This is a genomic window from Actinoplanes octamycinicus (assembly GCF_014205225.1).
GTDB lineage: Bacteria > Actinomycetota > Actinomycetes > Mycobacteriales > Micromonosporaceae > Actinoplanes > Actinoplanes octamycinicus.
Map to the genome: position 1 here is coordinate 243,222 of NZ_JACHNB010000001.1, position 13,255 is coordinate 256,476.

7 protein-coding genes are annotated in these 13,255 nt (G+C 71.7%); 6 read left to right on the forward strand and 1 reads right to left on the reverse strand.

Going from position 1 to position 13,255, the window contains the following annotated elements; all coding sequences use genetic code 11:
* Positions 1 to 109 precede the first annotated feature (109 nt).
* Positions 110 to 1,111: a fatty acid desaturase family protein gene (locus BJY16_RS01005; RefSeq protein WP_185037252.1), complete on the forward strand. Its 1,002-nt coding sequence runs from the start codon at positions 110 to 112 to the stop codon at positions 1,109 to 1,111.
* A gap of 73 nt (positions 1,112 to 1,184) precedes the next feature.
* On the opposite strand, the gene BJY16_RS01010 is transcribed toward BJY16_RS01005, so the two are convergent.
* Positions 1,185 to 1,601 carry a hypothetical protein gene (locus BJY16_RS01010; RefSeq protein WP_185037253.1) on the reverse strand — a complete coding sequence of 139 codons (417 nt, stop codon included), beginning with the start codon at positions 1,599 to 1,601 and terminating at the stop codon, positions 1,185 to 1,187.
* Positions 1,602 to 1,949: 348 nt separating this feature from the next.
* On the opposite strand from BJY16_RS01010, the gene BJY16_RS01015 reads away from it, so the two are divergent.
* From BJY16_RS01015 to BJY16_RS01035, 5 genes are all read left to right on the forward strand, one after another.
* Positions 1,950 to 6,572, forward strand: coding sequence for a type I polyketide synthase (locus BJY16_RS01015; protein ID WP_221501850.1), 4,623 nt, complete (start codon positions 1,950 to 1,952; stop codon positions 6,570 to 6,572).
* A 14-nt stretch (positions 6,573 to 6,586) separates the two neighbouring features.
* Positions 6,587 to 8,806 carry an MMPL family transporter gene (locus BJY16_RS01020; protein ID WP_185037254.1) on the forward strand — a complete coding sequence of 740 codons (2,220 nt, stop codon included), beginning with the start codon at positions 6,587 to 6,589 and terminating at the stop codon, positions 8,804 to 8,806.
* 168 nt (positions 8,807 to 8,974) lie between these two features.
* Positions 8,975 to 9,847, forward strand: coding sequence for a CDP-alcohol phosphatidyltransferase family protein (locus BJY16_RS01025; RefSeq protein WP_311775286.1), 873 nt, complete (start codon positions 8,975 to 8,977; stop codon positions 9,845 to 9,847).
* Positions 9,848 to 9,928: 81 nt separating this feature from the next.
* Positions 9,929 to 11,608 carry an AMP-binding protein gene (locus tag BJY16_RS01030; protein WP_185037256.1) on the forward strand — a complete coding sequence of 560 codons (1,680 nt, stop codon included), beginning with the start codon at positions 9,929 to 9,931 and terminating at the stop codon, positions 11,606 to 11,608.
* A gap of 21 nt (positions 11,609 to 11,629) precedes the next feature.
* Positions 11,630 to 13,252: an ArnT family glycosyltransferase gene (locus tag BJY16_RS01035; RefSeq protein WP_185037257.1), complete on the forward strand. Its 1,623-nt coding sequence runs from the start codon at positions 11,630 to 11,632 to the stop codon at positions 13,250 to 13,252.
* The last annotated feature ends 3 nt before the right edge of the window (positions 13,253 to 13,255 follow it).

Consider the following 13,255-nt stretch of genomic DNA (forward strand, 5'->3'; position numbering starts at 1 on the left):
CCGCCCATCCTGCTCGCCCCGCGGACGTTTGTCGGTAGTGCCAGCACCACCTCCGAACCGGGGGGCTGGCACTCCTGACCCGCGCCCGCGAAGGCGGAAGGCTGGCCGCATGACAACGACGACCGAGCGCCCCCGGACGGCCGGGAGTGATTTCGCGGAGCTCAACCGACGGATCAACGTGGCCGGGCTGATGCGCCGGCGGCCCGGTTACTACGTCCTGCGCCTGACCCTGGTCGCGCTCGCCCTGATCGGCGGCTGGACGGCGTTCGTCCTGGTCGGCGCGTCCTGGTGGACGCTGGTCGTGGCGGCCTTCCTGGCCGTGGTGTTCGCCCAGGTGGCGCTGGTCGCCCACGATCTGGCGCACCGGCAGGTGTTCCGCACCAACAAGCCGAGTTCGCGGGCCGGGCTGCTGGCCGGCAACCTGGCGATCGGGATGTCCTACGGCTACTGGATGGACAAGCACACCAAGCACCACGCCAACCCGAACCACGACGATCTGGACCCGGATGTCGGCCCGGGCGTGCTGGTCTGGTCGCGGGAGCAGGCACGCGGCGGCGGTTTCGTGCAGCGGCACCAGGCGTGGCTGTTCTTCCCGCTGCTCACCCTGCTCGGCATCTCACTCAAGCGGGACAGTGTGCGGGCGCTGCGGAGCGGCTCGGTGAAGCAGCGCGGCCTGGAGTGGACGCTGCTCGGCGCGCACTTCGTGGGGTATGCCGCGGCGCTGCTGCTGGTGCTGAGCCCGCTGCAGGCGCTCGCCTTCTTCGTGGTGCACCAGGCGCTGTTCGGGGTCTACCTGGGGATGACCTTCGCGCCGAACCACAAGGGGATGCCGCATCCGGACGGCACCGAGGACTTCCTCCGCAAGCAGGTACTGACCTCGCGGAACGTGCGAGGCGGCCGGCTCGTCGACGTGGCGCTGGGCGGGCTGAACTACCAGATCGAGCACCACCTGTTCCCGGCGATGCCGACGCCCAACCTGCCGAAGGCGCAGCCGATCGTGCGGGCCTACTGCGCGGAGATCGGGGTGCCCTACGAGATGACCGGGCTGGTCGAGTCGTATCGGCAGGCCCTGCGTCACCTGCACGAGGTGAGCGCGGACCTGCGGTCCTGAGGGAAGGATCGCGGCCCGGGGGCGCGCTTCGCTGCGCGCCCCGCGGCCGCTTCATCTTTTTTCCGGTACGGCCTCAGCCGATGCCGATGTTGTTGTGTGCGCTCACCGGGGCGAACCGCCGGTTGCCCAGCCACACCGCGTCGTAGCCGTTGACCAGCAGGTTGGCCAGCGACACGGGCGGCGGGACCGGCCCGTTCTTGCACTCCGCCCAGCCACCGAAGTCGGTGGTGGCCTCGCAGAGCGGGAAGCGCTCACCGGTGGTGGTGAACTGGATCGGCAGGCCGGCCACCGGGCGGCCGTCCCAGGTGGTGAAGTGCGCCTTGAGCCCGAGGGTCTCGCGCGCGATGACGTCGAGCGTGCCGTAGTAGGCGGTCGCGTTCATCCGGATCGGTCGGAAGTTCGGGGCGGCCTGCGCGGGGGCGGGGCTGGAGACGGCGATGCCGGCCAGCGCCACGGCCGCGGCGAGCCACCGCATGGTCGTGTGCTTCATGGAGCACGAAACTAGGCGAAGCGGGCGTTTTTCCCAAACCGACACACCTCCGGGTGACTCACGTCCTCCCCGACCTGCACCGGAACAACGCGCGAAACCGTCCGGGGGGACACGCGGTTAATACTGGCGGGTGATCCCGAGGTAAAGATCACACAGGACGGGGCGGGAGTGCTTTAGCTTTGGCTGGAAGCTGCGGAAGGTCTGTTGAAAACGCCGTAGCGGCTTCCGTGAAAAATCCCCGGCGTGGGTTAGCCTCTGCGAACAAAGCGCATCCCGCCATCGGCCTGTTCCGCGCTTTATTTGGCCGCTCACCGCGGACCTTCAGGCACGCAAGCATGGGGAACTTCATTGGACATTGCCATCGTCGGCCTATCCTGCCGTTTTCCGGGGGCGCGCGACGTGGTCGAGTTCTGGGCGAACTCACTGGCCGCCGCTCACCAATTCCGGCCCGTACCGTCGACACGTTGGAATCACGAGACTTTCTATTCGACGAATTTCCGTGACACGCATTCCACGTACACCGACCGGGTGGCCTTCCTGGACGAGGTCGAGAGATTCGCCGCCCTGCACCACCGCATCCCGCCGCGGCGTGCCAAAGCCATGGATCCGCAGCACCGGCTCCTGGTCGACCTGGCCCGGGAGGCGGTTCAGGACGCCGGCTGGGAGCGGCGGCCGTTCGACCGCTCGACCACCGGTGTCTTCGTCGGCCTGAGCACCGCCGACTACAAGGACATGACCGGGGCCCGGCTCACCGCGAGCATGCTGGCCGACGGCTCGCTGTCGCCGAACGCCAACGACCCCGAGCTGCTGGCCGCGATCGCCGAGGCGGCGAAGGCGGCGATCGACCCGCCGCAGTCGTTCTCGATGGCCGGCTCGCTGCTCAACATGGCCCCGGCCACCGTGAGCGAGCTGCTCGACCTGGGCGGCCCGTCGTTCGCGGTGGACGCCGCCTGCTCGTCCGCGCTGGTCGCCATGCACGAGGCGGTCAACCACCTGCGTACCGGCTCGTGCAGCGCGGCCCTGGTCGGCGGGGTGTTCCTCAACCTCACCCCGAACGCGCTGGTCGGCTTCTCCCGGGTGGGCGCGCTGTCGCCGGCCGGGGTGTGCCGGCCGTTCGACGCCCGGGCCGACGGGTTCGTGCTCGGCGAGGGCGGCTCGCTCGCCGTGCTCCGGCCGCTGGACGACGCGCTGGAGGCGGGCGACCGGATCTACGCGGTGCTCAACGGCATCGGCACCGCCAACGACGGCAAGGGCGCCGGGCCGATGACCCCGCGCGCCGAGGGCCAGGAGGCGGCGATGCGGGCCGCGTACCGGGACGCCCGGGTGGAGCCGGGGGCGATCGACTTCCTGGAGGCGCACGGCACCGGCACCACGGTCGGCGACAAGGTGGAGATCGAGGCGATCCGCCGGTTGCGGGCCAAGTCGGCGGACCGGCCGTGCTACCTCTCCTCCGGCAAGGCGATCATCGGGCACACGCTGCCGGCGGCCGGCGCGGCCGGCGTGCTGCGCACCGCGCTGGCCCTGCACCACCGGACCGTCCCGCCGCAGCCGGCCGTGGACTCGCACCCGGAGCTGCCGCTGGCCGAGGCCGGGCTGGAGATCACCATCGCGCCGAAGGCGTGGACGCCGCCGGCCGACGACCGGCGGCGGGCCGCGGTCAGCTCGTTCGGCTTCGGCGGGACCAACGTGCACGCGGTGCTCAGCGAGGCGCCGGAGCCGGAGACCGACGGCGAGGACGCGGACGGGGCCCGGCCCTGGGTGGTGCTGCTCTCCGCGGACGACGGGGGGCTGCTGGCGTCGTACGCGGAGCGGTTGTCCGGTCTGGTGGCCGCCGACCCGGCGCTCACCCCGGCCGCGGTGGCCCGCACCATGGCCAGCCGCCGGCTGCTCAACGCCCGCCTGGCGGTGATGTGCCGGACCCGGGCCGAGCTGGCCGACCGGCTCGCCGTCGCGGCCCGGGAGCTGACCGCCGGCGTCACCGGGCGGCTCGCCGCCGGCCTCTACGCCAGCACCGCGCCGCTCACCCCGGAGCAGCGCTCGCTGGCCTTCCTCTACCCCGGCCAGGGCTCGCTGCGCCCCGGCGTGCTGCGCGACCTGGTGGCCCGCTTCCCGGCGCTGGCCGAGCACGTCCGGCCGCTCGCCGACCGGGTCGACGAGCGGACCGGGGCGCCGGTCACCGACCTGCTCTGCGACACCCCCGGACCGGGCGCCGACGAGCAGGTCAGCGCCACCCGGATCTGCCAGCCCGGCCTCGGCGTGGCCGGGATCGGGATGACCCAGCTGCTCGCCGAGCTCGGAGTGACCCCGCAGGTGACCCTCGGGCACAGCGTCGGCGAGCTGGCCGCGGCGGTCGCGGCCGGGGCGCTGACCCCGGACGACGGCATCGAGTTCCTGATCGAGCGGGGCGCCGCGGTCACCTCCGGCGAGGAGCCGGAGCCGGGCACGATGGCCGCGGTCCGGGTCGACGCGGCCGGTTTCGAGCAGCTGCGGATCGGCATCGACGGGGTCTGGGCGGGCTGCTACAACCACCCGACCCAGATCGTCGCCAGCGGACGCCGGGACGCGGTCGGCCGGCTGGTCGAGCGGTGCCGGGACCGGGACGTCCCGGTGGTGCCGCTGCGCGTCTCGCACGCGTTCCACTCGCCGCTGATGTCCGAGGTGGACTCGCGGGTCGCCGCGCACGTGGCCGAGCTGCCGGTGCGCAAGCCGATCCGGACGCTGATCTCCAGCGTGGACCCGGCGGCGCCGGCCGAGCCGGAGACGCTGCGCGAGTTGTGGAGCCGGCAGGGCTCGGCGCCGGTGCTGTTCCGCGACGCGGTGGACGCCGCGGTGACCGCGGGCGCGAAGATCCTGGTGCAGGTCTCCGCCGGCGACGCGCTGCTCGGGATGGCCGCGCAGACCCCGGCGGCGCGCGGGCTGGACTCGATCGCGCTGATGCCGGCCGAGCCGGACGACGGGTACGCCCTGCTCGAGGGGTTGGGCCGGCTGGCCGTGGCCGGGGTGCCGGTGGATCTCACGCCGCTCTTCGAGGGACTCGGGGTGCCACTGGCGACGCTGCCGCCGTCACCGCTGGCCACCCAGCACTACTCGATCCGGCGTACCGAGAAGAAAGCGGAAGTGGCCCGATTTGTCCGCAAACACGAAATTCCTTCCCCGGCCGCGCGCGAGGCGCAGCCGGCTGCCGTGACCAGGAACGGAGCGCCGATTCCGATGAACGACGTCATCTCCCTGCTGCGCGAGCAGCTCGCGGTCCTGCGCGACATCGGCGCCGAGCCCGAGGTAGCCGCGTCGGTCGCGGTCCCCGCCGCGCTCACCGCCGAGCCCGCGCCCGCACCCGCGCCGGCCGTGACCCCGGCGCCCGCACCGGCGCCGGCTCCGGCCCCGGCTCCGGCCCCGGCCACCCGGGTCGCCCTGCCGACCCAGCCGAAGAAGGCCGAGGACCGGCAGGTGTTCGCCGAGGTCGCGGCAATGGTCGGCAAGATCAGCGCGTACCCGGCCGACATGGTCCGCCCGGACCAGTCGTTCAGCGGCGACCTGGGCTTCGACTCGATCATGACGGCCGAGCTGATCGCCGCGGCCAAGCGCCGCTGGCCGGACCTCGACCTGGCCCCCGAGCAGGTCTTCGGGATCGCCACGGTGGGTGAGATGACGCAGCTGCTGGCCGAGGCGCTGGGCCTGGCCGTCGCGCCGGCCCCGGTCGCCGCCCCGGCCCCGGAGCAGGCGCTGGTCCCCCGGATGGACGCGAAGCGAGCCGAGGTCGCGGACGTGACCAAGCTGCCCGAGGTGGTCCAGTTCGAGGCGCGCGGCACCATCCTGGAGAAGGTCGGCGTCGCCAACCCGTACTACATCGTGCACGACTCGGTGATCAACAGCCGGACCTCGGTGCAGGGCCGGCAGCTGATCTCCTTCTCCAGCTACAACTACCTGGGCCTGTCCGGGCACCCGATGGTCAACTACGCGGTGAAGGAGGCGGTCGAGCGGTACGGCTCCTCGGTCTCCGCCGCCCGCATCCTCTCCGGTAACCGGGCCCTGCACGACGAGCTGGACCGCGGCCTGGCCGCCCTGGTCGGCGCCGAGGACGCGATCTCGCTGCTCGGCGGGCACTCCACCAACGTCGGGATCATCGGGCACATGGTCGGCCCGGAGGACCTGATCGTGCACGACGCGCTCGCGCACGACAGCATCCTGCAGGGCTGCCGGCTCTCCGGGGCCAACCGGCAGCCGTTCCCGCACCAGGACCTGGCCGCCCTGGACGCGCTGCTCACCCGGATCCGGGACCGGTACCGCCGGGTGCTGATCATCGTCGAGGGCGTCTACAGCATGGACGGCGACATCTGCGACCTGCCGGCCCTGATCGCGCTGAAGCAGAAGCACGGCGCGCTGCTGATGGTCGACGAGGCGCACAGCATCGGCGTGCTCGGCGCCCGCGGCGGCGGCGTCGGTGAGCACTTCGGGGTGGACCGCACCGACGTCGACATCTGGATGGGCACCCTGTCCAAGTCGCTGGCCAGCTGCGGCGGCTACATCGCCGGCCGGCACGAGCTGATCGAGTACCTGCGCTACACGCTGCCCGGCTTCATCTTCAGCGCCGGGATGAGCCCGGCGAACGCGGCCGCCGCGCTCGCCGCCCTGCACATCCTGCGCGAGGAGCCGCAGCGGCTGAAGGTGCTGCACGACCGGGCCGCGACCTTCCTGCGGCTGGCCAAGCAGGCCGGGCTGGACACCGGGCCGAGCAGCGGCACCCCGGTCGTCCCGTGCATCACCGGCGACTCGGTGCAGGCCCTGAAGCTGGCCGACACGCTGCTCAAGAACGGGGTCAGCGCGAACCCGATCATGTACCCGGCGGTGAAGGAGCGGCTGGCCCGGCTGCGCTTCTTCGTCACCGCCGAGCACAGCGTCGAGGACATCGAGACCACCGTGGACCTGGTGGCCCGGCACCTCGACCCGGCCCGCGTGCCGCAGCCGGCCTGAGAGCGCCACCCGCGATGACCTCTCTGACTACCAAGCCGCCACGGGCCGGGGACGACCAGCCGGTCGCCCCCGGCCCGGTGCTCCGGCTCACCGCCCGCCGCCCCAAACTCGTCCTGCTCCTCGCGTTGCTGCTGGCCGGTCTGGCGGTGGCGTTCAGCGGCGACGTGGTGACCGCGTTGAAGACCGGCGGCTTCGACGACCCGGACTCCGATTCGGTACGCGGCCGCCAGGTGCTCTCCGAGCATTTCCGCACCGCGGACCCGAACCTCGTGGTGCTGATCGGCAAGTCCGGCGGCAGCGTGGACGACCCGGACGTGCGGGCCGCCGCCCAGCGGGTGACCCAGCGGCTGGCCACCGCCGACGGGGTGACCGTGGCCGGGTCCTACTGGGTCGACCACCTGCCCCAGCTGGCCAGCCGGGCGCACGACACCGGCATGATCCTGGTGCACGTGGACGGCGACGAGGACACCGGCGCGGACCGCACCGCGGCCCTGCACGACCAGCTCGCCGTGGACGGCCCGGTCAGCGTCCGGTTCGGCGGCTTCACGCAGATCAACAACGACATCAACGAGCAGGTCACCAAGGACCTGGCCACCGCCGAGTCGATCGCCATCCCGATCACCCTGGTGCTGTTGCTGCTGGTCTTCGGCACGGTCGGGGCGGCCGGGGCGCCGCTGCTGATCGGCATCTTCTCGATCGTCGGCACACTCGGGGCGCTCCGGCTGCTGGCCGCGATCACCGACGTGTCGGTCTTCTCGGTGAACATGGCCACCGCGCTGGGGCTCGGCCTGGCGGTGGACTACAGCCTGCTGTTCGTCTCCCGCTACCGGGAGGAGCGGCTCCGGTCGGCGGACCTGACCACCGCGCTGGCCGCCACCATGCGGACGGCCGGCCGCACCATCCTGTTCAGCGCCGCGACCGTGGCGGTCGCGCTGTGCAGCCTGCTCGTCTTCCCGCAGTACTTCCTGCGCTCGTTCGCCTTCGCCGGCATCGCCGTGGTGCTCACCACGGTCGGCGCCGCGCTGTTCGTGCTGCCCGCGCTGCTCACCCTGCTCGGGAACCGGATCGACCGGTGGGCGCTGTGGCGGCCGCGCGCCTCCTCGGACTTCTGGGCGCGCCTGGCCGCGTTCGTGCTGCGCCGCCCGGTGCTCACCGCGGCCCCGGTGATCCTGATCCTGGTCTTCCTCGCGCTGCCGTTCGGCCACGTGCGGTTCGGCGTGGCCGACGACCGGGTGCTGCCCAAGGAGGCGGAGAGCCGGGTGGTGGCGGACACCGTCCGGACCCAGTTCGCCGACACCGGCAGCGGCGCCACCGTGGTGGTGGCCGAGCACTGGGGCACCGGCACGGACGCCCGGATCCGGGTCGCCGACTACGCCGCCCGGCTCTCCGAGGTGCCCGGGGTGACTCGGGTGGACAGCATGGTCGGCACCTACCAGCACGGGGTGATCGTGGTCGCCCCCGGCCACCCGGACCCGCGCTTCGTGGCCGGCGACGCCACCTGGTTCTCGGTGGTCAGCGAGGTGGAGCCGTACTCGGACGAGGGCGCCGACCTGGCCCGCGGGGTACGCGCGGTGCCGGTGCCGAGTGAGGTCCCGGTGCTGGTCACCGGGCCGGCCGCGCAGCTGGTGGACATCACCGGCTCGATCGGGGCCCGGCTGCCGCTGGCCGCCGTCCTGATCGCGGTCAGCACCTTCGTGCTGCTGTTCCTGCTCACCGGCAGCGTGCTGCTGCCGATCAAGGCGCTGCTGCTGAACACCCTGACGATGGGCGCGGTGTTCGGCGTGGCGGTCTGGGTCTTCCAGGACGGGCACTGGTCGGCGCTGCTCGGGCAGACCGGGGCGCCGCTCGCGGTGGCCATCCCGGTGCTGCTGTTCTGCGTGGCGTTCGGCCTCTCGATGGACTACGAGGTGTTCGTGCTGTCCCGGGTGATCGAGCGGCACGAGCAGGGCGCCGACCTGCACACCGCGGTGGTCGAGGGGATGTCGCGCAGCGTCCGGGTGATCAGCGCGGCGGCCGGCATCCTGTCGGTGTCGTTCCTGGCCATGCTCACCTCCGGGGTGTCGCTGATCCAGTTCTTCGGGCTCTGCGCCAGCCTGGCGATCATCCTGGACGCGCTGCTGGTCCGGCCGGTGCTGGTGCCGGCGTTCATGCGGGCGGCCGGACGGTGGAACTGGTGGGCGCCGCGTCCGCTCCGTGCGGTGCACGCCCGGCTCGGCCTGCGCGAGAACGGATGATCTTTTGTACCGATTCGGGCGGCGCGCGGCGAGGGCCTCGCGCCGCCCGGCGAGTATCCTGGACCGACAATCGACCGCCCAGCAACGCCGGTCGTCCCACCCCCCGCAACAACCGTGGGGCCACATGGCGTTTCCACACAATTAGGGTCTAGAGTGCCGCCCGTGAAGGTGACCTTGCAGGAAATCCGGGAGCGCACCTACAAGCCGATCGATGCCTGGTGGACCGTGCTTCTGGTCGACCCGCTGGCGTCCCGGCTGGTGCGTATCGTGGCGCCGTATCGGTGGATCACGCCCAATGTGCTGACCTTGATCGCGACCATCATCGGCGCGGGTGCCATGGTCAGTTTCGCCCAGGGCGACCAGCAGTGGCTGATCGTCGGCGCGATCCTGTTCCACCTCAGCTTCGTCGTGGACTGCATGGATGGCAAGATCGCCCGACTGAACGGGACCGGCACGGTCTTCGGCCAGTGGCTGGACTTCGTCCTCGACCGGGTGCGGGTCTTCTTCTGCGCGATCACCCTCTTCGGCGGGCAGTACGCGCAGCACCACGATGTGAAATACCTGTGGCTGATGTCCGTCGCGATCTTCCTGGACCTGATCCGTTACCTCAACGGCAGCCAGGTGGCCAAGGTCCGCCGCGGCATGAAGGAGAACCTGGACGCGCTGAAGTTCCCGGTCGAGGTGCACCCGGACTCGCCGGTGGACATGGCCGAGCCGGGCGACGAGGCGGCCGACGACGAGCCGGCCTCGACCACCCGCCCGCAGTCGCTGAAGGGCCGGATCGGCGCCACCCTCAAGCGCAACCGGATCCGCACCCACCTGTTCAGCGGCATCGAGTACGAGATGTTCGTCTACATCCTGGCCCCGCTGACCGGCCTGATCTTCCCGATCACCCTCTTCTCCGGCGCCGCCATGCTGGCCTTCGAGCTGCTGGTGATCTACAAGCTGTACCAGGCCACCAAGTCCTACCCGGCCAAGCTGAAGGCCGCCCAGGAGCGGTTCGACGCGTACCGGGAGGGCCGCGTCACCAGCACGGTCTGATCCACCTGTTCGGCCCGAGCGCCCCCGGCGGTTTCGCCGGGGGCGTTCCGTCGTTCCGGGCCGCGGCGCAGAATGGCAGTCATGGTCGAGAACGAGGGTCACCTCACATTCCGCCGCGCCCGCGACTTCCTGCTCGATCATCGCGAGGACTACCCGGGGGCCCGTGCCGGCTTCGAGTGGCCCCGGCTCGACACCTTCAACTGGGCGCTGGACTGGTTCGACGTGATCGCCGCCGGCAACGACGCGCCGGCGCTGTGGATCGTCGAGGAGGACGGCACCGAGCAGCGGCTCTCCTTCGCGCAGCTGTCCGAGCGCTCCAACCGGGTGGCCAACTGGCTGCGCGAGCAGGGGGTGCGCCGCGGCGACCGGATCGTGGTGATGCTCGGCAACCAGGTGGAGCTCTGGGAGACCGTGCTCGCCGGGATCAAGCTGGGCGCGGTGCTGATCCCGGCCACGCCGCTGCTCGGCCCGGCCGACGCCGCGGCCCGGGTGGAGCGCGGCGGCGCCCGGCACGTGATCGCGATGGGCTCGGCGGCCGGCAAGTTCGACCAGGTGGATCCGGCCGTGACCCGGATCGCGGTGGGCTCGGCGCCGGGTTGGCTCGATTTCGGTACGGCCTCCGCGTCCCGCCCCGACTTCACCCCGGACGGCGTCACCCGGGCGGACGACACGCTGCTGCTCTACTTCACCTCGGGGACCACCGCCCAGCCCAAGCTGGTCGAGCACACCCACGTGTCGTACCCGGTCGGCCACCTCTCGACGATGTACTGGATCGGGCTGCGCCCCGGCGACGTGCACCTCAACATCTCGTCCCCGGGCTGGGCCAAGCACGCCTGGAGCAACGTCTTCGCCCCGTGGAACGCGCAGGCCTGCGTGTTCATCTACAACTACACCCGGTTCGACGCGGGCCGGCTGATGGCCGAGATGCAGCGCTGCGGGGTGACCAGCTTCTGCGCCCCGCCGACCGTCTGGCGGATGCTGATCCAGGCCGACCTGACCGAGCTGAAGACGCCGCCGCGGATCGCGGTGGGCGCCGGCGAGCCGCTCAACCCGGAGGTGATCGAGCAGGTCGCGGCCCAGTGGGGGGTGACCATCCGGGACGGGTTCGGGCAGACCGAGACGTCGGTGCAGATCGCCAACACGCCGGGGCAGCCGGTCAAGGCCGGGTCGATGGGCCGGCCGGTGCCGGGCTTCCGGATCGCGCTGCTCGACCCGGTCACCGGGGCCGAGGCGGAGGAGGGCGAGATCTGCGTGGCGATGGACCCGCGGCCGGTCGGGCTGATGGTCGGCTACCACGGCGACCCGGAGCTGACCGCGGAGCGGATGGTCGACGGCTACTACCACACCGGGGACGTGGCGAACCGGGACGAGGACGGCTACATCACCTATGTCGGGCGCACCGACGACGTGTTCAAGGCGTCCGACTACCGGATCTCGCCGTTCGAGCTGGAGAGCGTGCTGATCGAGCACGAGGCGGTGGTGGAGGCCGCGGTGGTGCCGTCGCCGGACCCGGTGCGGCTCGCCGTGCCGAAGGCCTACGTGCTGCTCGCCGAGGGGTGGCCGGCCGACGAGTCGACCGCGGCGGCGATCTTCGCGCACGCCCGGGAGCACATGCCCCCGTACGCCCGGATCCGCCGCCTGGAGTTCACCGACCTGCCCAAGACCATCTCCGGCAAGATCCGCCGGGTCGAGCTGCGCGCCGCCGAGCGGGAGAAACACGCCGATCCGGCGGCCACCCCGCCGGGCGAGTTCACCGGCTGAGCCCTCGGCTATCTTTGCCCGATGCCCCGACGACGACTGTTGTACCTGCTCGCCGTCGTGGCGATGCTCGGGCAGATGGCGTTCGCCATGATCACCACGGCGACGCAGCAGACGCCGACCATCGACGAACCGGTCTACATCGCCACCGCCGAGGTCTACACCCAGCAGCACAGCCTGCGGTTCAACCCGGAGCACCCGCCGCTGGGCAAGCTGATCCTGGCGACCGGGCTGGCGTTCGCCGGCGTGGCCCGGCTGGACCCGGCGTACCCGGGCAGCCAGACCGCGCTCGGCCGGCACCTGCTCTACGAGAGCGGGAACAACCCGTTCCGGGTGCTGCTCGCCGCCCGGCTGCCGGTCATCCTGCTCACGCTGCTGTTCGGGCTGGTGGTGCTGGCGTTCGCGCGGGACCTGGCCGGGCCGGTGGGCGGGCTGATCGCGCTCGGGCTCTACGCGTTCTCGCCGGACGTGATCGCGCACGGGTCGCTGGCCACCCTGGACGTGCCGGCCGCCGGGCTGCTGCTGACCGCGTTCTGGCTGGCGTGGCGGGCGCGCGAGCGACCTCACCGCTACCTGCCGCTGGCCGGGCTGGCGCTCGGCGGCGCGCTGGCCACCCGAGCCAGTGCGCTTCCGGCCGTACCGATAATCGTCCTGCTGGCGGCCCTGTCCACCTGGCATGCGCAACGGACCCGCCCACCCTTCCTCCCGACGCCGCTCCGGCGGCGTCTGCTGACCAGCGCCGGAGCCCTGATCGGCACCGGGCTGATCGCGGTCGCCGTGGTCTGGGTGGTCTACCTGATCGCCGACCCGCAGCTGCGCTGGACCACTCCGCCACGGCTGCCGCACCCGGGCGGGCTCAAGGGGCTGGCCGTCGACTGGCTGCCGTTCCCGCAGGCCTACCGGGACGGGCTGCTGATGCAGTTCAAGTTCGAGCGGCAGACCTTCAACGGCTTCCTGCTCGGGCAGGCCTACCAGGGCAACCTCTGGTACTACCTGCCGGCCGCGCTGCTGATCAAGACGCCGCTGGGGATGCTGGCGCTCTGGCTGGCCGGGGCGCTGACCATGCTGCTGGTCCCCCGGCTGCGGGCCGCGTCGCTCTACGTGCTGCCGGTCTCCGCGGTGCTGCTGCTGGTCGCGATGACCGGCGCCCGGGACTACGGCACCCGGTACGTGATCTTCCTGCCGCTCTTCCTGGCGGTCGCGGCCGGCACCGTGGCATTGCTGCGGTTCCGCTGGGTGCGGCCGGCCGCGGCGGTCCTGGTGCTGCTGACCGCCGCCAGCTCATTACGGACTTTCCCCTTTTATCTGCCCTACTCCAATGAGGCGTTCGGCGGCACCGCGAAGACCCACACCAATCTGCACGACTCGAACGTCGACTGGGGGCAGGATCTGGCCCGGCTGTCCCGGAAGCTGAAAACCGACTACCCGGGCCAGAAGATCTGGCTGATCTACAAGGGCAGCGGCGTTCCGGCCTACTACGGGATCACCGCGGCCCACCCCTACTCGGTCCCGTTCGACCAGGTCCACGGCATCCTGGTGGTCTCCGACTCGCGGATCGCGCTGGCCTCGCCCAAGCTCCGGCAGCTTCTCGACACCAGCACCCCGATCGACCAAGTCGGGTATTCCATGACGATCTACAAGCGATAAAAA